21 protein-coding genes are annotated in these 19118 nt (G+C 61.6%); 6 read left to right on the top strand and 15 right to left on the bottom strand.

Features of this window, described 5'->3' with window-relative positions; genetic code table 11:
* The first annotated feature begins 33 nt into the window (after positions 1–33).
* The 3 genes from purE to IE095_RS07685 are packed head-to-tail and all read left to right on the top strand — an operon-like array spanning position 34 to position 2290.
* Positions 34–516, top strand: a complete 483-nt coding sequence (purE, locus tag IE095_RS07695; RefSeq protein WP_189411049.1) for a 5-(carboxyamino)imidazole ribonucleotide mutase — start codon at positions 34–36, stop codon at positions 514–516.
* Positions 509–1585 carry a 5-(carboxyamino)imidazole ribonucleotide synthase gene (locus IE095_RS07690; protein WP_189411048.1) on the top strand — a complete coding sequence of 359 codons (1077 nt, stop codon included), beginning with the start codon at positions 509–511 and terminating at the stop codon, positions 1583–1585. Before purE ends, IE095_RS07690 begins: the two co-directional genes overlap by 8 nt.
* Entirely contained in the window at positions 1586–2290 is a 705-nt protein-coding gene (locus IE095_RS07685) for a hypothetical protein (protein WP_189411047.1), read from the top strand.
* A 4-nt stretch (positions 2291–2294) separates the two neighbouring features.
* Here the strand turns inward: IE095_RS07685 and IE095_RS07680 are convergent, their stop codons facing one another.
* Complete coding sequence (locus IE095_RS07680; RefSeq protein WP_189411046.1) at positions 2295–3248, bottom strand: DMT family transporter; 954 nt, start codon at positions 3246–3248, stop codon at positions 2295–2297.
* Between the two features lie 91 nt (positions 3249–3339).
* Here IE095_RS07680 and ade point away from each other — a divergent pair, with 91 nt between their 5' ends.
* The 3 genes from ade to IE095_RS07665 all read left to right on the top strand — a co-directional run bounded on the left by ade (position 3340) and on the right by IE095_RS07665 (position 5763).
* Positions 3340–5034, top strand: a complete 1695-nt coding sequence (gene ade / locus IE095_RS07675) for an adenine deaminase (RefSeq protein ID WP_189411045.1) — start codon at positions 3340–3342, stop codon at positions 5032–5034.
* Between the two features lie 70 nt (positions 5035–5104).
* Positions 5105–5359 (top strand): type II toxin-antitoxin system Phd/YefM family antitoxin, encoded by a 255-nt coding sequence (locus tag IE095_RS07670; RefSeq protein WP_189411044.1) that lies wholly within the window; start codon positions 5105–5107, stop codon positions 5357–5359.
* Positions 5356–5763: a type II toxin-antitoxin system VapC family toxin gene (locus tag IE095_RS07665; protein WP_189411043.1), complete on the top strand. Its 408-nt coding sequence runs from the start codon at positions 5356–5358 to the stop codon at positions 5761–5763. The genes IE095_RS07670 and IE095_RS07665 overlap by 4 nt, the downstream gene beginning before the upstream one ends.
* On the opposite strand, the gene IE095_RS07660 is transcribed toward IE095_RS07665, so the two are convergent.
* The 14 genes from IE095_RS07660 to IE095_RS07595 form a co-directional block, all read right to left on the bottom strand.
* Positions 5760–6482: a CDP-alcohol phosphatidyltransferase family protein gene (locus IE095_RS07660; protein ID WP_229804620.1), complete on the bottom strand. Its 723-nt coding sequence runs from the start codon at positions 6480–6482 to the stop codon at positions 5760–5762. The two genes, IE095_RS07665 and IE095_RS07660, sit on opposite strands and share 4 nt — an antisense overlap.
* Positions 6479–7420, bottom strand: a complete 942-nt coding sequence (locus tag IE095_RS07655; protein ID WP_229804619.1) for a phosphatidate cytidylyltransferase — start codon at positions 7418–7420, stop codon at positions 6479–6481. The genes IE095_RS07660 and IE095_RS07655 overlap by 4 nt, the downstream gene beginning before the upstream one ends.
* Entirely contained in the window at positions 7420–8061 is a 642-nt protein-coding gene (locus tag IE095_RS07650) for a lysophospholipid acyltransferase family protein (RefSeq protein WP_189411248.1), read from the bottom strand. The genes IE095_RS07655 and IE095_RS07650 overlap by 1 nt, the downstream gene beginning before the upstream one ends.
* Before the next feature lie 96 nt (positions 8062–8157).
* Positions 8158–8775, bottom strand: coding sequence for an LbetaH domain-containing protein (locus IE095_RS07645; protein ID WP_189411041.1), 618 nt, complete (start codon positions 8773–8775; stop codon positions 8158–8160).
* The gene (gene phnE / locus IE095_RS07640) at positions 8772–10076 is read right to left on the bottom strand and encodes a phosphonate ABC transporter, permease protein PhnE (protein WP_189411040.1); all 1305 of its coding nucleotides are present in this window, start codon (positions 10074–10076) and stop codon (positions 8772–8774) included. Before phnE (IE095_RS07640) ends, IE095_RS07645 begins: the two co-directional genes overlap by 4 nt.
* Positions 10073–10951 (bottom strand): phosphonate ABC transporter, permease protein PhnE, encoded by an 879-nt coding sequence (gene phnE, locus IE095_RS07635; RefSeq protein WP_189411039.1) that lies wholly within the window; start codon positions 10949–10951, stop codon positions 10073–10075. The genes phnE (IE095_RS07640) and phnE (IE095_RS07635) overlap by 4 nt, the downstream gene beginning before the upstream one ends.
* Before the next feature lie 64 nt (positions 10952–11015).
* Positions 11016–11912, bottom strand: coding sequence for a phosphonate ABC transporter substrate-binding protein (gene phnD, locus IE095_RS07630; RefSeq protein ID WP_189411038.1), 897 nt, complete (start codon positions 11910–11912; stop codon positions 11016–11018).
* A gap of 44 nt (positions 11913–11956) precedes the next feature.
* A complete protein-coding gene (gene phnC, locus IE095_RS07625) occupies positions 11957–12775 on the bottom strand; it encodes a phosphonate ABC transporter ATP-binding protein (protein ID WP_189411037.1) in 819 nt (272 codons plus the stop codon).
* A gap of 84 nt (positions 12776–12859) precedes the next feature.
* Positions 12860–13969 carry an ABC transporter ATP-binding protein gene (locus IE095_RS07620; RefSeq protein ID WP_189411036.1) on the bottom strand — a complete coding sequence of 370 codons (1110 nt, stop codon included), beginning with the start codon at positions 13967–13969 and terminating at the stop codon, positions 12860–12862.
* 9 nt (positions 13970–13978) lie between these two features.
* Positions 13979–14908 carry an ABC transporter permease subunit gene (locus IE095_RS07615; RefSeq protein ID WP_189411035.1) on the bottom strand — a complete coding sequence of 310 codons (930 nt, stop codon included), beginning with the start codon at positions 14906–14908 and terminating at the stop codon, positions 13979–13981.
* 7 nt (positions 14909–14915) lie between these two features.
* On the bottom strand, positions 14916–15797 hold the full coding sequence (locus IE095_RS07610) for an ABC transporter permease subunit (protein ID WP_189411034.1): 882 nt from the start codon (positions 15795–15797) through the stop codon (positions 14916–14918).
* 59 nt (positions 15798–15856) lie between these two features.
* On the bottom strand, positions 15857–17182 hold the full coding sequence (locus IE095_RS07605; protein WP_189411033.1) for an extracellular solute-binding protein: 1326 nt from the start codon (positions 17180–17182) through the stop codon (positions 15857–15859).
* A gap of 193 nt (positions 17183–17375) precedes the next feature.
* Complete coding sequence (locus IE095_RS07600; protein ID WP_189411032.1) at positions 17376–18176, bottom strand: phosphodiesterase; 801 nt, start codon at positions 18174–18176, stop codon at positions 17376–17378.
* Complete coding sequence (locus IE095_RS07595) at positions 18173–18988, bottom strand: sugar phosphate isomerase/epimerase family protein (protein WP_189411031.1); 816 nt, start codon at positions 18986–18988, stop codon at positions 18173–18175. The genes IE095_RS07600 and IE095_RS07595 overlap by 4 nt, the downstream gene beginning before the upstream one ends.
* Positions 18989–19118 lie beyond the last annotated feature (130 nt).

The following is a 19118-nucleotide window of genomic DNA, read 5'->3' as shown; positions in this document are numbered from 1 at the left end:
GTATAGTCGCGCGGCAAAAGCAGTGGGGACACTATGCCAGAGGTCGGAATCATCATGGGCTCGCAGTCCGATTGGGCGACGATGCGCGAGGCAGCGGTCATTCTGGATGAACTGGGTGTTTCCTATGAGACCAAGATCGTCTCGGCCCACCGCACCCCGGATCGGCTTTGGGACTATGGCAAAACGGCCGTCGCGCGCGGGCTAAAGGTGATCATCGCAGGCGCAGGCGGGGCTGCCCATCTGCCCGGCATGATGGCCTCGAAAACCCGTGTTCCCGTCATCGGCGTGCCGGTACAGACCAAAGCCCTGTCGGGGGTCGACAGCCTTTATTCCATTCTGCAAATGCCGAAAGGTTTTCCGGTCGCCACCATGGCGATTGGCGCTGCCGGGGCGGCCAATGCGGGGCTGATGGCGGCAGGGATTCTGGCGGTGTCGGATGCCGCCTTGGGGGAACGTCTGGACGCTTGGCGCGCGGCCCTCTCCGCCTCGATCCCGGAGGAGCCAAAGGATGAATGACATACTGCAAACCGGCGCTGTGATCGGCATTCTGGGCGGTGGGCAACTGGGCCGGATGCTGGCGATTGCCGCCTCTCGCCTTGGGCTCAAGACGCATATCTTTGAACCGGGGGCCGATTGCCCTGCCAGCCATGTCGCGTGGAAAACAACGACCGCCTCTTATGACGACAGCGCCGCCCTGCGCGCCTTCGCCGAAAGCGTCGATGTCATCACCTATGAATTTGAAAACATCCCCACCTCGGCGCTCGACCTTTTGGAAAGCCTGCGCCCCGTCCGCCCCAACCGCCGCGCGCTGGCCATCAGCCAGGACCGCATCGCCGAAAAAGACTTTCTGACCGGCTTGGGCCTCACCTGCGCCCCCTATGCCACCGTGCAGACAATGGACGATCTGGCCGCCGCGATGGCAAAGGTCGGCACCCCCGCCATCCTGAAAACCACCCGCCTTGGCTATGACGGCAAGGGCCAGGCCCGGATCATGTCTCCGCAAGACGCACCCGAGGCGCTGGCCTCCATGCAAGGCGCGGCCTCGGTGCTGGAAGGTTTCGTGAATTTCGAGCGTGAGGTTTCAGTGATCGCCGCACGCGGCCTCGATGGTTCCGTCGCCGCCTATGATCCCGGCGAAAACGTCCACCGTTCCGGCATCCTGCACACCACCACCATTCCCGCCCGCCTGTCACCCAGCCTGCGGTCGGATGCCGTGCTGGTCGCCGCCCGCATCCTGAACGCGCTGGATTATGTCGGCGTCATGGGCGTCGAACTCTTCGTCACGCCCCAGGGCCTGCTGGTCAACGAAATCGCCCCTCGCGTCCACAACTCCGGCCATTGGACGCAAAACGGCTGCGCGGTGGACCAATTCGAACAACACATCCGCGCCGTCGCAGGCTGGCCGCTGGGCGACGGGTCGCGCCATTCCGATGTGGTGATGGAAAACCTGATCGGTGCCGACATGGACCGCGTCCCCGCGCTGGCGCGCGAAACAGGCACCGCCCTGCACCTCTACGGCAAAGCCGAGGCGAAAACCGGCCGCAAAATGGGCCATGTGAACCGCGTCACGCAGCGGAAGGGCTAAGTGCTCATTCCGCTCAATGACGCGATCTGGGCGCGGCTCTATGGCCCAAATGGCGTGCAGGATGTGACTGTTGATCTGGCAGCCTTCGCGCAGGAGTGGGATCAAACCCGCGCAGCAGCGCTTTTCTGGGAAAAGCTGCATCACCAAGGCGATCTATACCCCGTCACCTATGCGGCATTGCCTTGGCTTTACCAGATGCTTTCGGCGCAGAACCCGCCAGAGACCGAAGCCCTGCTTTTCCTGTCGCACACGCTTCACTGCGCTTTCGGACAAAGGCCCAAGGCCGACGCCTCGGGCACGGCCGATTTCCCCGGCCTGTCAAGCGCCATCGCCGACCATCAGCACCCGTGGATCCCCGACGACCAGCGACTGACCGCAGCCGATAGGCCAAAGTTGCGCGAACTTGCCGCATGGCTAAACACGCAGGCCATGGCCATTGGGGATCAATGCCTGACAGCCACGCCGCACAGCGATGCGCGAACGGCGGCCTATCTTTGCTTGGGTTGGCTTGCCCCACGCTCTGCCCCGCATGTCAGCGAAGCGCTGGAACTTTGGATAGAGGGCGAGGCTTGGGACGACATCCAGGCAGCGCTTCCCACCGATCGCACCGATGGGCCCATCGCCGCAAAACTCGCCGAGCACTTGGCCGAACCGCACAAAGAACTGGCCGATTTCCTAAGGCGACTGGCCGCCCGCAAGGCATAGCCCCTTAAGGCGTCATCGCCTTCCGCTGCTTGGCCCGCTCGATCCCCAGCTTCCGCTCGCGCCAGATGATCAGGATCCCCGCCAGAATGACCAAGCTGGCCCCACCCAGCATCGTCATCGTCGGCACCTCGTCAAACACCGTCCAGCCGATCCCCAGCGCAAAGATCATCGACACATATTCAAACGGAGCCACCAAGGACGCATCCGCCTCCCGATAGCTTGACGTCAGCAGGATCTGCCCCACCCCGCCCAAAAGCCCCGCACAGATCAGCATCAGGGCTTCGCTTGGCGTTGGCCAGACCCAGCCAAAGGGCACCGTCACCAGCGACAAAAGCGTCGCCGTCAGCGAGAAATAGAACACGATCGTCGCCGTATCCTCGCCCAGCACCAAGCGCCGCACGAATACCTGCGCCAAGGCCGCGAACACCGCCGACCCCAGCACCAGCGACACCCCAAAAGCCGCCGCCGTATCCGCCGCCCCCGATTGCAGCACCGTCAGCCGTGGCGACAGCACGATCAGCACCCCCACCAACCCCAGCACCACCGCCCCGATCCGAAACGCCCGTACCTGTTCGCCCAAGAACATCGCTGCGAAAATAACCGTCAGCAGCGGGGCCGCATAACCAATCGCCGTCACCTCGGGCAAAGGCAGATAGCCCAGCGCAGCAAAGCCCAGGCCCATCGAGGTGGTCCCCACCAGCCCCCGCCAGACATGGCCCATCGGATTGTCCGTCCGCAGCCCATGCCGCAACTCCCGCCGCCACAACAGCCAGACGATGATCACCGGAATGGCAAAGAACGACCGAAAGAACACCGCCTCACCCGCCGGCACATGATCGCGCGTCGCCTTGATCAGCGCTGCCATGGCGATAAAGAACAGGACAGAGATGACCTTAAGCGTGATGCCCCGCAGGGGGCGCTGGCCGATGAGGGCGGGTTCAGGCGATATGTCGGACATGGCCTTAACGAACCACGCATGGCCGGGGGATGCAAGGGCTGGACGTCCGCCCCAACGCCTGCTTTGCTAGGGCAAAGCAAAGGGGGCGGTCATGGCAGATCTCGCACAGGCAATCGATCAGGGGCGCGGCCTTGAACCCGCCGATATCGTGCTGAAAGGTGGCCGCATTTTTGACCTGATCACTGGCGACCTTGTCCCCTCAGACGTCGCCATCTGCGGCGACACCATCGTCGGCACCTTCGGCACCTACCACGGCAAACGCGAAATCGACGTCACCGGCAAGATCCTCGTCCCCGGCTTTATCGACACGCATCTGCATGTCGAAAGCAGCCTTGTCACCCCGCATGAATTTGACCGCTGCGTCACCCCGCGCGGCGTCACCACCGCCATCTGCGACCCGCATGAAATCGCCAATGTCTGTGGCATTCCGGGGATCCGCTACTTCCTCGACAGCGCCGCCCAGCTGGTCCTCAGTCTCAAGGTTCAACTTTCCTCCTGTGTTCCCTCCACCCATATGGAAACCCCCGGCGCCCGCCTTTCCGCCGCCGATCTGATGCCCTTGGCCGACCATCCCGCTGTCATTGGCCTTGCCGAATTCATGAATTACCCCGGCGTCTTGATGAAGGACCCCGGCTGCATGGAAAAGCTGCAAGCCTTCAAGGGCCGCCACATCGACGGCCACGCCCCCCTGCTGCGCGGGATGGACCTGAACGGCTATATCAGCGCCGGAATCCGCACGGAGCATGAGGCAACCAGCGCCGAAGAGGCGCTGGAAAAGCTGCGCAAAGGCATGCGTGTTCTCATCCGCGAAGGCTCCGTTTCCAAAGATCTGCACGCCTTGGCCCCGATCCTGACCGAACGCCATTCCCCCTATCTTTGCCTTTGCACCGACGACCGGAACCCCTTGGACATCGGCGAACACGGCCATCTCGACTACATGATCCGAACCGCCATCGCCTTGGGCTGCCCGCCCTTGGCCGTCTACCGCGCCGCCAGCCTTTCCGCGGCCGAGGCGTTTGGGCTGAAAGACCGTGGCCTGATCGCGCCCGGAAAACGCGCCGACATCGCCGTGATCGACACGCTGGAAGACTGCCACGCGTCCTTGGTTCTGGCAGGCGGCGTGATCGCGGATGACGCCGCCTTTGCCGCCCGTGCCACCACCGAACCCGTCGCCCGCCATTCGGTCAAAGCACCAAAGGTCGAACCCCGCCATTTCCGCTGCGCCGGGAACCGGGCCGAAACCCCGGTCATCGGCATCCTGCCGGGCAAGATCATCACCGAACATCTGAAATTCGACATCGCACCGCAGGATGGTGACAAGCGGCCAGACCTTTCCCGCGACCTTATGCGCATTGCCGTGGTGGAACGGCATGGCGTGAACGGCAACATCGCCACGGGCTTTGTCAAAGGCTTCGGCATGCAGGCGGGGGCGATAGCCTCCACCGTCTGCCATGACCATCACAACCTCGCCGTGGTGGGGGCCGATTATGCCGACATGGCCTTGGCGGCAAACCGCTTAGGCGAAATCGAAGGCGGTTTCGTCGTGGTGCAGGGCGGCCGCGTGCTGGCCGAATTGGCCCTGCCCGTAGCGGGCTTGATGAGCCTTTTATCCTTTGAACAGGTGCGCGACAAACTGGTCGCCCTGCGCGCCGCCGCCACCTCTTTGGGCGTGGTGCTGGAAGAACCCTTCCTGCAACTGGCCTTTCTGGCCCTGCCGGTGATTCCGCATCTTAAGATCACCGATCACGGCATGGTGGATGTGGACCGGTTCGAGGTGATCCCCTAAGGGCCGCAGGAAAGCTTGCCCGAAACGGGCTTTCCGAATAAACTAGTTTGTAAACCAGTTGGAGGCAGCCATGCGCGAAGTCGGGGCATTCGAGGCGAAAACCCACCTCTCCGAACTGCTGGCCGCAGTCGAGGCGGGCGAAGAGGTGCTGATCACCCGCCGGGGCAAACCCGTGGCGCGGCTGGTGCCTGCCGAGCCTCAGACAAAAGCACTTGAGGCGTTGCGGGCGCAGGTGATCCAACTGCGCCGCGACATTGCCGAAGAAGACGGCGGCGGCCTTAGCTTGGAAGAAATCATTGCCTTCAAGAATGAGGGCCGTCGTTGAAACTGGTCGTTGATGCCTCTGCTGTGGCCGCTTGGCTTATGCCTGACGAAATCGGCGTCGATCTTGTCCGATTGCGTGAGCGTGGCGATCAACTGATCGCACCTTGGCTGCTTTGGGTCGAATTGCGGAACCTGCTTCTGATGGCCATCCGGCGAAACCGAATTTCTCCGGATATGGCGGCCAGGGTCTTGGCAAGCGCCGATGCCTTGGGCGTCGCGTTGGATACAAACCCAAACTCGACAATCTTGATGGACCATGCGGGTCGATATCGACTGACAGCCTATGACGCCTTGTATCTGGAACTTGCCAAGCGTGAAGCGGCAGGCCTGCTCAGCGCCGACAAGGCGCTATGCCATGCCGCACGGCAAGAAAGGGTGACCGTTCTGGACTGGAACGGACTTTAACCCCGCGCCTTCAGCCAATCGACATGCCGTTTCGCGCGCAGCCCGATGGTCGCCACCGTGCCCAAAGCCACGGCCCACAGACCCATCTGCATGAACCAATAGGCATTGCCGAACATCGGCCAAAAGGCCGCGATCACCGCAATGCCCGTCACCGCCGCCATCCGGTGCTGTTTTGCCATCGGCCCACCATAATCCGCCGCGCCGCCATTCGCCCGCGCCAACTCGCGCGTATATGCGGCGGTCACGGCCAAAGCGGCGGCGAAAAAGCCAAGGCCCGGATGCCAAGCGGCAATCCCAAGCCCGCCCAGGATCAGAATATCCGCCACCCGGTCCGGGAACTCGTTCCAAAAGGCCCCGTCCTTTTCCGCCAAACCGCCTTCGACGGCCACCATCCCGTCCAGCAGATTGCACAAAAGCCGCCCCTGCACGGCCACCGCCGCCAGCAGCAACAGGATCCCCCGCAAGAACGGATGCAGCACATTCCCCGCCCACCAGAACAGGATAAAGGCCACCAAAGCCGCCCCCATCGACGCCATCGAAATCAGATTGGGCCGAACACCCCGCCCCACCAGATCAGCCGCCATCTTCTGCGCAAAGCCTGCATTCCGCAGGCTGATCGGACGCCGCCCCGGTTTGGCGGCACCGGCTTCCTCGGCCTCGGGCAGTTCTGCTTCGACCATCGCCTGCCGGATGCGGTCTTCGGTGTTCTCGTCGCTCATGTCAGGCTCCAGTACCAGCGCGTCAGATGAAAGAAGATCGGCGCAGAAAAGATCACGCTGTCAAGCCTGTCAATGAATCCCCCATGCCCCGCAATAAGATGCCCCCAGTCCTTCACCCCCCGGTCCCGCTTGATCGCCGACATCACAAGCCCCCCGAAAAAGCCCATCAGCACGATCACCAACGCCATCCCACCCGCCTGCAAAGGCGTGAACGGTGTCAGCCAAGACAAAGCCGCCCCAATCAAAACGGCGGTCAGGGCCCCGCCCACAAAACCCTCCACCGTTTTCGACGGCGACAGCTTCGGCGCGATCTTGGTCTTCCCCAGCAGCTTCCCCCAGACATACTGCGCCACATCCGACCCCTGCACCACCACCACGAGGAAAGCGATCAGCAGCACATTTCGCCCCTCAAACCCCGGAATATCCAGCGACAACAAAGCCGCCACATGGCTTACGCAGAAAACGCAGATCATCAGCGCCCATTGCAATTCCGCCACCCGCGCCAGAAAGCGGTCCGTCTCCCCCCGCAATGCCGTCAGGATCGGCAGCATCAGGAACGCGTAGACCGGGATCAGCACCGAATACATCCCCACCCAGTCATGCCACACCAACACATATTGCACCGGCAGCACCACAAAGAACGCCGCCATCAACGCCCAATGATCCGCCCGCCGCGTATCCGTCAGCGTCACAAACTCCCGCAACGCCGCAAAACTGCACAGCCCGAACAGCACCACCACCCCCGTCCGCCCAAAGATCAGCGCCCCCCCCATCACCACCACCATCACCCACCAGGCATTCACCCGGTCGATCAGGTTCTCCACCACAGGATTATTGCGCCCCTTGGCCCGCCGCAGCCCCTCACCCACCGCCGAAGCCGCTAGCAGCACACCGAACAGCCCGCCCAGCAGCCAGATCAGATCGCCATTCGCCCCCATCACACCGCCCCCCGCGCATTGGCCGGGGCCAGCGCCGCCAAGGCCTGCGAGGCCCGTTCAAGAAAAGCGGCCTTCTCCTCGTCCACCCCCAGATGCATCGGTGCCCCGAATGTCACCGTACAGATCAGCGGCACCGGCACCACCTCACCCTTGGGCATCACCCGGTTCAGGTTCGCGATCCAGACCGGCACCAGATCGACCGTGGGGCGCGTCTTTGCCAAATGATAAAGCCCGGTCTTAAAGGGCAAAAGCGGTGCTTCTGTTGTGTTGCGCCCGCCCTCGGGGAACAAGATCAAGGACGATCCATCGTCCAGAGCCTGCGCCATTTGCGCAACCGGATCTTCCTTGCGTTCTTCAGGCCGACGGTCAATCAGCACGGCGTTGAACACCTGCCGCCCCAGAAAGGCCCTGATCGGCGTCGACAGCCAGTAATCCAAAGCCGCCACCGGCCGCGTCTGCTGTTTGAGCGCCCCCGGCAACACAGACCAGAGCAGGACGAAATCGCCATTGCTGGTGTGGTTCGCAAAATATACGCGCTGCACGGCCTCGGGCCCACACCCCTGCCAGCGGGCCTGTGCGGCCGTCACGGCACGGGCAAAGACGACGATAGCCATCGCCGCCACCCGCGCCCCGAAATTCATCAAGCCTTGCCGCACCTTGCCGCACCCCCCGTTTCGGGCAACTTGCCCTGTCTGGGTCATTGCTGCAACCCCGACGGGTCGGAAAGCGGCAGGGGTTCAGCCGCCGTATTTTTCCAAGAAGCCCTCGACCTTCATGGCGCGGAAGTCATCCAGCGCTGCGCGCAGCGCCTGATGGCTCCAATCCCACCAAGCCAAGGCCAGCAGACGTTCGGCGATGGGGGCGGTAAAGCGGCTGCGCAGCGGTTGGGCTGGAATGCCCGCAACGATCATATAGGGGGCGACATCCTTGGTGACGACGGCACCCGAGGCAACGACAGCCCCCGGTCCAATCACCACATCGGGTTTGACGATAGCGGCATGGCCCAACCAAGTGTCGGGGCCGATGAGGGTGCGGCGGGCAGCGCGACGTTCAAAGAAGGCCTGATCGTCGGGGGCGTCGTCCCAGTAATAGGAGGATCGATAAAGGAAATGGTGCAGCGAGGGCTGGTCCATCGGGTGATCGGTGGGGCCGATGCGGGTCATTGCGGCGATGTTGGCGAATTTGCCAATGGTGGCATTGGCGATGTCGGCCAAGCGGTCGCAATAGGCATAGTCGCGGAAATCGCTGTTCAGAACACGCGCGCCTTGCCCCACTTCGCAATAGGCACCGAAAGTGGAGTTGACGACGATAGCCCCGTCCTGAATCAGCGGCTTGTCTGGGGAAAGTTTCATCATTCCCCCTTGATCAGCTTGCGGCGCAGCCAGCCCGACAGGCTGTCCATCGCCATGACCATAAGGACGATGAGGGTGATGTAATAGGCGACCTCCTCCCAATCCTTTTGGGTCTGGATGGCCTGGGTCAGCAAAAGCCCGATGCCGCCACCAACGATGGCCCCGATCACGGTGGCAGAGCGGGTGTTGCTTTCCAGCATATACAGGACTTGCGAGAGCAGGACGGGCGTAACCTGCGGGATCACGCCAAAGCGGGCACGTTGCAGGCTGGATGCCCCGGTCGAACGGATGCCTTCGACCTGTTTGTCGTCGATGTTTTCCAAGGCTTCGGAAAAGAGTTTGCCGAAAGTGCCGGTATCAGTGATGAACATGGCCAAGGCCCCCGTCATCGGGCCGGGGCCAAAGGCGCGGGACAGGATGATGGTCCAGATCAGGCCATCGACGCCGCGGATGAAATCGAACAAGCGGCGAAAGGCAAAGCGGACGGCACGGAAGGGCATCATGTTGGAGGCGGCCATGAAGCCCAAGGGCAGCGCCAGCATGGCCCCGGCCATTGTGCCAAGAAAGGCCATGAGAACGGTTTCGAACAAGGCCCAGACAACATCGCCATGCCGCCACATGCGATTGGTCCAGAAATCCTGCGCCATGCCGGTGATGTTGGAACGTTCGGGGTCAAGGCGTTCGCCGAAAAGCAACGCGATGGGGCCGTGGCCATAATAGGGGCTGTCGAGGGTAAAGAAGAACAATTCCCACCCCGGTTTGTATTTGAAGGTTTCGACTTTGGAGCGGGAATAGTTGAAGCGGCCTGCGTCGGTGGTGACGGAAACCTTGTTCTCAGACGCGTTGATCCAGTCGGGCAAGGGTTGGGGGGCGACAAGGGCAAGTTGGCCACCTTCGGGGCGGATATCGACGGTGCCATAGCCGGGAATGACATAGCGGGCCCCGGCGTCGTCATAGGTCACCAAATGACCGTTACCCAGATCAATGCGGGTCACGGCCCCGTCCACCGTCACCCAATCGGGGCGAGTGCCCGTGGGGTAGCGACCTTTGGACTCGCCTTCGATGGCGATGGTGAGGTCGCCGGAACGGTTGTCGCGGGTGACATGGGTCTTGTGCGACCAGAAATCACCCAGCAGGATGGCGGCATTGTCCATGCGGGCGCGGGCGGCAAGGCCGGCCAGATCAAAGCTGAAGGCGGCATAGATCAGATAGATCAGGATCACGCCCGGCAGCGCAAAGGACAGCATCTTGCGGCGGTCCATCTGGCGGATGACGGTTTGGGAAAGACTGGCGGTCATGGTCATATTCCTTTCACCAGTCGCAGACGCACGCGGTCAGACAGGCGGTCGATCAGGACGATGGTCAGGAACAGCAATAGGAAGATGGCGACGACCTGATCATAACGCCCCTGCCCCCATTGCATCGCCAGTTTCAGGTCATGGCCAATGCCGCCTTCGCCGACAAAGCCCAGAATGGCGCTGGCACGGACGTTCACCTCGAACCGCAGAAGGGCATAGGACAGCCAGTTTGGGGCGACTTGAGGGATCACCCCCAGCCACATGCGCTGGCCCCATGTCGCGCCGACGGAAGTCAGACCCTCAACAGGTTTCAGATCGGCGTTTTCAGCGACTTCTGAGAAAAGCTTGCCCAACGCCCCGCCCGTGTGCAGCGCGATGGCAATGACAGCGGGGACGGGGCCACCGCCAAGAATATAGATCAGGACCAAGGCCACGACGATTTCAGGAATGGCGCGGCTGGCGTCCATCATACGACGAAACAGGGGAATGGCGCGGGGCCAGCGGGCCAGACCGCGTGTGGCGAGCAGGGCCAGCATCACGGCCATCAGCGCGCCCAGCAGAGTGGCGACGGCGGCGATGTTCAGCGTTTCGACAAGCGAGGGGAAGAATTCAACGAAAAGCCCCGGCAGGTTGGCGCGGTTGGCCCAAGCCTCGGACAGAACTTCGGAGGGAAAGGCCCCCAGCATCGGCAGGCCCGACCAGAAATCGCCCGCGTTGCGTTCTTGGGCGAGGATAAAGCCCGAGGCCATCATGGCCACAAAGACAGCCAACAGGATGCCACCATACATCCGCTTGCGGCGGACCATTTCCAGATAGGCGGCGCGGGTGTCGCCCAAATCGGGGCGTTGGCCCTTTTCCGGACCAAAGGCGATGTCGACCATGGGGAACCCTTTGCAAGAAAAAGCCGGACCTCCCAAGGGAAGCCCGGCTGCACGTCATGAAAGCTTACATGCCTTCTTGCATTTTGCGCGCGGCCAGCACGCCATCATAGGCGGAGTGTTCCACCGGAACGAAGTCTTTCGCCTCGCCTGCTGCCACGTTGTAGGCGCATTCCGCATCGGTTTCCCACAGGTCAGCGGTCACAGCGGTCACCTTGTCCTTCACGTCCTGCGGCAGGGCCTTGCGCACGACCATCGGGCCTTCGGGGATCAGGGCAGAGCGCCAGATTTCGACGATGTCGTTCATATCGACCAGACCGGCATCGGAGGCCTTGCGGAAAGCGCCGGAATTGTAGCCGTCTTCCCAGTTGCCCAGACCATCGGCCCAGGACACGCCTGCGTCGAAGTCGCCGTTCGCCACACCGACGATGGTTTGCTCATGGCCGCCCGACATCTTCACTTCGCTGAAGTAATTCTCAAGCGTGCCGTATTTGGCCGCCAGCTCTGCGCCGGGGACCAGGTAGCCCGAGGTAGAGTTCGGATCGGCAAAGGCAAAGGACTTGCCCTTGGCATCGTCCATGCTGGTGATGCCTGCATCCTTGCGCGCGAAACCGATGGAGTAATAGCCGGTCGAACCATCAACGTTCTGCTTGGTCAGCTTGACCTCGACCGCTTCCGGGTCGGTCAGATAGACTTTGGCATAGGCCGAAGCGCCCAGCCAAGCATAGTCCAGCGTGCCGCCCAGCAGGCCTTGCACAACGCCGTCATAGTCAGCGGGGGTGAAGATTTTTACCGGAACGCCCAGCGCCTCTTCCATCTTGGCGCGGAAGCATTCGTTGGAATTCAGACGGTCTTGGGCGTTTTCACCGCCCAGAATGCCGATGTTGAATTCCTTGATCTCTTGCGCCTGAACAGCGCCCGTCAGGGCGGTGGTGGCAGCCAGCGTCAGAAGCAGCTTTTTCATGGTCACTCCAAAAGAAAGGGGCCCAAAGCGGACCCCGTGGGATTTCAGTGCAGAAGGGTTTCGGCATAGGCGTCGTCGGCCTGATGGTCCGTCGGGATCGCGGTCGAGGTGGCGGCCTCGTTAAAGGTTTCATCCGCGCCATAGATGTCACGGGCGACGCCCGTGGAAAGCTGGTCGGGCGTGCCGTCAAAGACAATACGGCCGTCGCGCATACCGATCACCCGGTCGCAGTAGCGGCGGGCGGTGTCGAGGGTATGGAGGTTGGCAATGACCATCCGCCCGTCTTCGAAATTGATACGTTTCAGCGTGTCCATGACGATCTGGGCATTCATGGGGTCAAGGCTGGCGATGGGTTCATCGGCCAGAATGATCTTGGGGTCTTGCATCAGGGCGCGGGCAATGGCGACGCGCTGTTGTTGGCCGCCCGACAAAGCCTCGGCCCGTTTCGGGGCCTGTTCGGCGATGCCAAGGCGTTCCAGAATGTCGAGCGCGCGGAGGATGTCGGCACGGGGCCAAAGGTTGAACAGAGTCTGCGCCGTCGAACGGCGGTTCAGAATGCCGTGCAGCACGTTCGAGGCGACATCCATCCGAGGCACAAGATTGAACTGCTGAAAGATCATCGCGCATTGGCTTTGCCAAGCGCGGGCCTGTGCGCCGCGCAACGCCAGAACATTGCGGCCTTCGACAAGGATTTCGCCCGAAGAGGCATCGGTCAGGCGGTTCATCATGCGCAGAAAGGTGGACTTGCCCGCGCCAGAACGCCCGATGATGCCCACAAAGGCCGGGCGGTCGATGGCGAAACTGATCCGGTCGACGGCGGCTTTTTCACCAAAGATCCGGGTCACGTTCTGAACTTGCAGCACGGGCAGCACCTGTTTGTTGACGCCCTGCGGTCTAGGGGCATTCTGTGACAGGGGGGATGCTGGGATATGAAACTTGCGTGACGGTCAGGCGGTGGGCGCAAGCTGCGGCATTTCGACGGAAAGCGGCACTCTCCGCCCGGTCTGGCCGTCAAAAAGATGCAGATTCTGATGCCCCAGATCGAGGCCAATGCTGGCCCCTTCGGCCAGTTTCATCTTGGCCTCGGAATGCAGGCTGACCGGGATATCTTCGATCCGCAGGTGATAGACGCGGCCAGCACCCAGTTCTTCGACAAAATCAAAGCGGGCCTCGATCGTGCCACGGCCCGGCGCGGTCAAGCTGGCCTTTTCCGGGCGGAACCCCATCTGGACCAAGGCCCCGGGGTTCAGGCCTGTCGCAGGGCCCGGCAAGTCAATGCGCGGGCCGCTTTCCAGAACAACGGCGCGTCGGTCGTCCGACAAGCGCCCCGGCAAAAGGTTCATGGCCGGGCTGCCGATGAAACCGGCCACATAGGTGGACGCGGGGCGTTCATAAATGTCTTCCGGCGTGCCGATCTGCTCGATAGTGCCCTTGTTCATCACCACCAGACGGTCGGCCAAAGTCATGCCTTCGTGCTGATCATGGGTCACAAAAACCGAGGTTGCGCCGATGCGGTTGTGAATGCGGCGGATTTCATGGCGCATTTGAACGCGCAGCTTGGCGTCGAGATTCGACAGCGGCTCATCGAACAAAAAGACCTTGGGTTCGCGAATGATGGCGCGGGCCATCGCGACCCGTTGCCGCTGGCCGCCGGAGAGTTGGCCGGGGCGACGATCCAGAAACTCTGACAGGCCCACCGACTGCGCGACATCCGTGACACGCGCCAATCGCTGGGCCTTGGCAACACCTGCCACCTTCAGCGCATAGCCGATGTTTTCAGCCACGGTCATATGGGGATAAAGCGCATAGTTCTGAAAGACCATCGCGCAGCCACGTTCCCTCGGTTCGAGGTGATTCACCGCTTGCCCCGCAATCGTGATTTCGCCGCTAGAGATCTCTTCCAGCCCGGCGATCATACGCAGCAGGCTGGACTTGCCGCAGCCCGAAGGGCCCAGGATCACCAGAAACTCGCCCGAGCGGATGGTCAGATCGACACCCTGCATGATGACGGTCTTGCCATAGGTCTTGCCCACGCGGCGGATGTCGATTTCGGCCATGTTAGCCCCCTATTTGTCGGTGTTGATCAGGCCGCGCACGAACCAGCGCTGCATGAAGATGACGATGGCGATGGGTGGCAGCATGACCATCAGGGTCGCCGCCATCGCGATGTGCCAGTTCGGCGTGCCGCCGCCTGTGGTCAGGTTGTCGGGCACCAGATCGGACAGCTGGACGACGACAACTCCATAAGCGGCGCGGTCGGTGACGACCAGCAACGGCCAAAGGTACTGGTTCCAGGCATAGACGAACATGATCGTCGCCAAGGCGGCGATGTTGGTTTTCGACAAGGGGATCAGCGTGTCCCAAAGAAAGCGCAGGGGGCCTGCGCCATCCATCCGCGCGGCTTCGACCAGTTCATCCGGGACAGTCAGGAAGAATTGGCGATACAGAAACGTGCCGGTGGCCGTGGCGACCAAAGGCAGGATAAGGCCGGTGTAGGAGTTGAGCAGGTTCCATTCCAAGGCGATCTGTAGGCCAGAAAGGGTCTGAACCGCCCAGGTGATGCCGGTGACATCCAACAGGGTCTGAAACGGCGACAGCGCATTGGCGGCGACGGCATAGGTCGGGACAATGCGGATTTCCAAGGGCAGCATAAGGGTGATGAAGATCATCCAGAAGATCAGCATCCGGCCACGAAAGTTAAAGAATACCAGCGCAAAGGCGGTGATGCAGGCCAAGGTGATCTTGCCGATGACAACCCCGGTCGCAACGATCAGGCTGTTCACAAACTTTGGCCCAAAATCGGATTCGACCCAAGCGGTGCGGAGGTTGTCCAGCAGATAGGGGCCGGGCCAGAACTCGACGGGGGCCGTGTTCACGGTTTGCAGGTCATGGCTGGCGGCGACAAAGGTCAGCCAGATGGGCAGCAGGATCATGACCAACCCAAGGATCAGGATCAGATGGGTGGCAAGGTTGAGCCAAGGGGTGCGTTCGATCATAGGAGCCTCAGCTGTAATGCACGCGGCGTTCCACATAGCGGAACTGCACGAAGGTCAGGGCCATGACGAGGGCCATGAGCACAATGGATTGGGCAGCAGCGCCCGAATAGTCAAAGCCACGGAAGCCATCGGCATAGATCTTGTAGACCATCAGATCCGTCGCACGGAACGGACCGCCGCCGGTGAGGGTATCGACGATGCCGAAACTGTCGGTGAAGCTGTCGGTCAGGTTGATAATCACCAGAAAAAATAGGGTGGGCGTCAGCAGCGGCAGTTGCAGATCGACCATCCGGCGCAGGGGGCGGGCACCGTCCATCGCCGACGCCTCGGTCAGGGAACGGGGGATAGATTGCAGGGCCGCAAGAAAGAAGATGAAGCTATAGGCCACATGTTTCCAGGCGCCCGCGAGAATGATGGTCAGAACCGCCTGCCAGCCCGATTGACCGGGATCCCAGATGCCGGGGGACAGCGTGTTCAGAAAGGAAAAGACGCCAGCTTGTGGATTGAAGACAAAGCGAAAGGCCAGACCCACGGCGGGGGCGGCGACGGCATAGGGCAGGATCATCGTGACGCGATAGGCGCGGTAGCCCGCCAATTGGCGGTCAACGAACATCGCCAGCGTCAGGGCCATCGCCATCGACAGCGCGGTGGTGGCAAAGGCGTAGATCATCGAAACCTTGACCGAGGCCCAATAGTAGGGATCGGTCAGCACTTTGCGGAAATTGTCAAAGCCAACCCAGGTGTTGCCGCCGCCCCAAGGCTGTTCCAGCGTAAAGGCCCAATACATCGCCTGCGCAGAGGGCCAGTAGAAGAAGACAAAGATGATCAGCAGCTGCGGAGCCAGCAGCACGGCGGCGATCCAGCTGAATTTGAAATGGGCGCGGCGCATGGGCGTTCCTTTGGCAGGGGTTGGGCGCGGCAGCGGTCTGCCGCGCCCGAGGCTTCGCCTTACGGGAAGGACTTGCCAGCGTAGGTCTGGGCAAAACGCGACAGTTGTTCGTTGCCGCGGGCCGCGGCCGTATCCAGCGCCTCTTTCATGGTCTTCTGCCCCGCGAGGGCGGCTTCAACCTCGGCCTTCCATTCGGCGCGAATCTGGATGAAGCCACCCAGACGGATGCCACGGGTCAAGGGGCCCGGCTCGGTGAAGGTCAGCGATTTCAACGCGATGTCGCGGTTCTTATAGGGTTCGGCTTCGTAAAAACCCTTGTCCAGCAGCGCCTGATAGCCGCCCTTCGTCACCGGGATATAGCCCGTGTTCGACACAAAGAACTCTTCCGATTCAGGCGTGGCGAGAAAAGCCAGATAGGCAGCCGCAGCCTTATATTCGTCGTCGGACTTGCCCGCCAAGACCCACAGCGATGCGCCGCCGACCACGGTGTTGTGACGTTCAAAACCCTCATACACCGGGATCATCGACACATCCCATTCCAGACCTTCCGGCGCGACCTTATGCACCGTGTTGTGGTCGGCGATGGACGAGAAGAAGACCGAGCATTCGCCTTCCACAAAGCTGTCGCGGGCGATCTTGCCCGAGGCTTGGGTGCGCAGCTGGACATAGCCGTCGTCCATCCATTTCTGGATGTTTTCCATATGCTTCAGGTGCTGCGTGGTGTTGAACAGCAGTTCCGTGTCCAGCCCGTCATAGCCGTTGTTGTTCGAGGCGACGGGGATGTTATGCGCCATGGAGAATTGTTCCATGTCGATCCAGGAATCGGGCGAATAGGCCCAGCTGCATTCCTGACCGCTGGCCTTCAGCGCCTTGAAGGCGGCTTCCATCTGCTCCCAAGTCTGCGGTGCATCGGTGATCCCCGCTTTGGCGAAATGGGCTTTGTTGTAATAGAAAACCGGGGTGGACGAATTGAACGGCATCGAAATGAAATCGCCGGTCGAGGACGAATAATAGTTCGCGATGCCGGGGAAGTAATTGGCCCAGTCGATGGTGATGTCGAAATCTTTCATCATCTGGTGCACCGGGTAGAATTGGCCCGACAGCATCAGATCGGCGGTGCCTGCGTCAAAGGATTGCAGCAGAACCGGGTGCTTGCCTGCACGGAAGGCGGCGATGGTGTTCTGCACGGCCTTTTCATAGCCGTCGTGCCCCACACAGACCGCCTCATACTGGTCTTGCGAGGCGTTGAAACGGTTGCAGGTTTCCAGCACGACATTGCCCAGATCGCCGGTCAGGCCATACCAGTATTCGAACTTGATCTTGTCGGCATGGGCGGCACCCGTCAGCGCCATCAGCGCGCAGGCCGCCGTTGCAAGCTTGTTCATCATTGTCCCGATCTCCCTTGGGTTCAGCCGCGCGGCAGGGGCGGCTTGGGCAGGGGAATGGGGGAAAGCCGTTTCATTTTGGCGACGGAAAGGGCAAGATTTTGTGACGCAATATTTCTCAAATTACTGATAAATATACACTATCCGCGCAAGGTGGACCCTGCGCGGCAGATCTTCATTTCGTTGCGCCCGGTCAGCCGTGGGCAAAAAGACCGGGGGCCAAGATCAGATGGCGGTCCAGATAGTCGTGAAAATGGACCATGACGCCATCCGCATCAGCCAGAACCACCGCCATCTGGGCCGGCCCCTCCAACTGGCGCTGGTCACCGGGCACACCAGGAACATGGGGGCTGACCGAATAATGGCTACCCGCCATGGTGACGACCGGCAGGCCACGCCAGGTTCCGGCGCTGGGCAAATGGACATGGCCCGACAGCACCAGCCGCACATCGGGATGTCGGTTCAGCGTCTCGGCAAAGCGAGTGCCGTCTTCCAGCACAATGTCATCGACGGGCAAAGACAGCGGTGCCGCATGGTGATGCAGCACGACGATCACCGGCCTGTCACCCGCCTCGCCCAGCCGATCCTCCAACCATTGCCAACGGCCCTCGCAAAGCCTGCCACCAACCAGACCGGGTTCCGAGCTGTCCAGCAGGAGGATACGATAGCCGTCGTGATCGATGGCCTGCGAAATCCGACCTTGGGGGTGATCCAGAGCCATGCCCCAGACCGACAGAAAGTTGTCGCGGTGGTCGTGGTTGCCCAAGGTCAGATGCACCGGCATCGTCAGGGGTTCCAACAAATCGCGCAGGGCGTGATAAGCGGCGGGTTCGGCCCGGTCGGCCAGATCACCCGCGATCAGCACGAAATCGGCATTGGCGTGATCACGGTTTATACAGGCCACTGCCGCCGCCAAGCGTTCGCCGGTATCCAGACCGTTCACCGGAACGCCGGGGGCGGAAAGGTGCAGATCCGAGAGGACGATGAATTTCATTCTGCCAACCCCAAAGCTTGCAGGTAGCGGGCGGAAGGAATGACCCCAGCTTTATCCTTCAATTCCAAAATCAACCTGGGCTGGGCTTCAATCTTGGCCAGCGCGGCAAACACCGAAGGCCACAGGATCGTGCCATGGCCAATCTGCCAGTGGCGGTCGGCATAGCCATCGGCGTCTTGCAGATGGACATGGCCAAGCCGTTCGCCCGCCGCGCGGATGTAGAAATCGACGGGCGGCGCGCCGGTAAAGCCGTGAGCATAATGGGCATGACCGGTATCGACCGAGAGGGCCAGAGCCTTCCAACCCAGCGCTTCGCACAAATGAAAACGGTCCATCGGGTCGCGGTCTTCAATGTTTTCCATGACCAAGGTCACCCCCATCGCATCGGCGCGATCCTGCGCCGCCGAGAGTGTGTCACGCACAGCCGAAAGAAAACGGTCGGTGTCGGCTGGGTAAAGGCCCTTGTGATTATAGCCCCAGGTCGAAAACGGCGAATGGATCACCATATGGGTGCCGCCCAAGGCCTGACAGACATCCAAACCCTGATCCAGCCGCCGCCGCACCACAGCGCGCACGGCGGGGTCATAGCTGGCAATGGTCCAACCCCAGAAAGGACCATGGATGCCCAAGCGCCCCTTGTGCCCATCCAGCGCCTGTTTGGCGCGCTGCACCAAGGGGTGCCAGTCGTTGTCCAGCACATCGGCCTCGACAAAATCTTGCAGCTCCAGATCGCGGGGTGCTTCGCGCAGCCAGTCGGCATGGGCGGGCAGATCAGCCAGCGTCAGGGCAGCGCCGAGGATGGGCAGGGACATGGGGGACTCCTTCAAAACATGCGAAGGCGGGGCCTGCCCCGCCGATGGGGCAGCGGTAGGGAGGGCATGTAAAGCCAGGGTGACGGGCGCCGCAAAATCGGATGAACAAAATGCAACAGGGGCCGTCGCT

Source organism: Neogemmobacter tilapiae, from assembly GCF_014652215.1.
GTDB classification, from domain to species: domain Bacteria; phylum Pseudomonadota; class Alphaproteobacteria; order Rhodobacterales; family Rhodobacteraceae; genus Neogemmobacter; species Neogemmobacter tilapiae.
The sequence above is the reverse complement of the archived record's forward strand: the minus strand, read 5'-3'. Positions and strand labels throughout refer to the sequence as shown.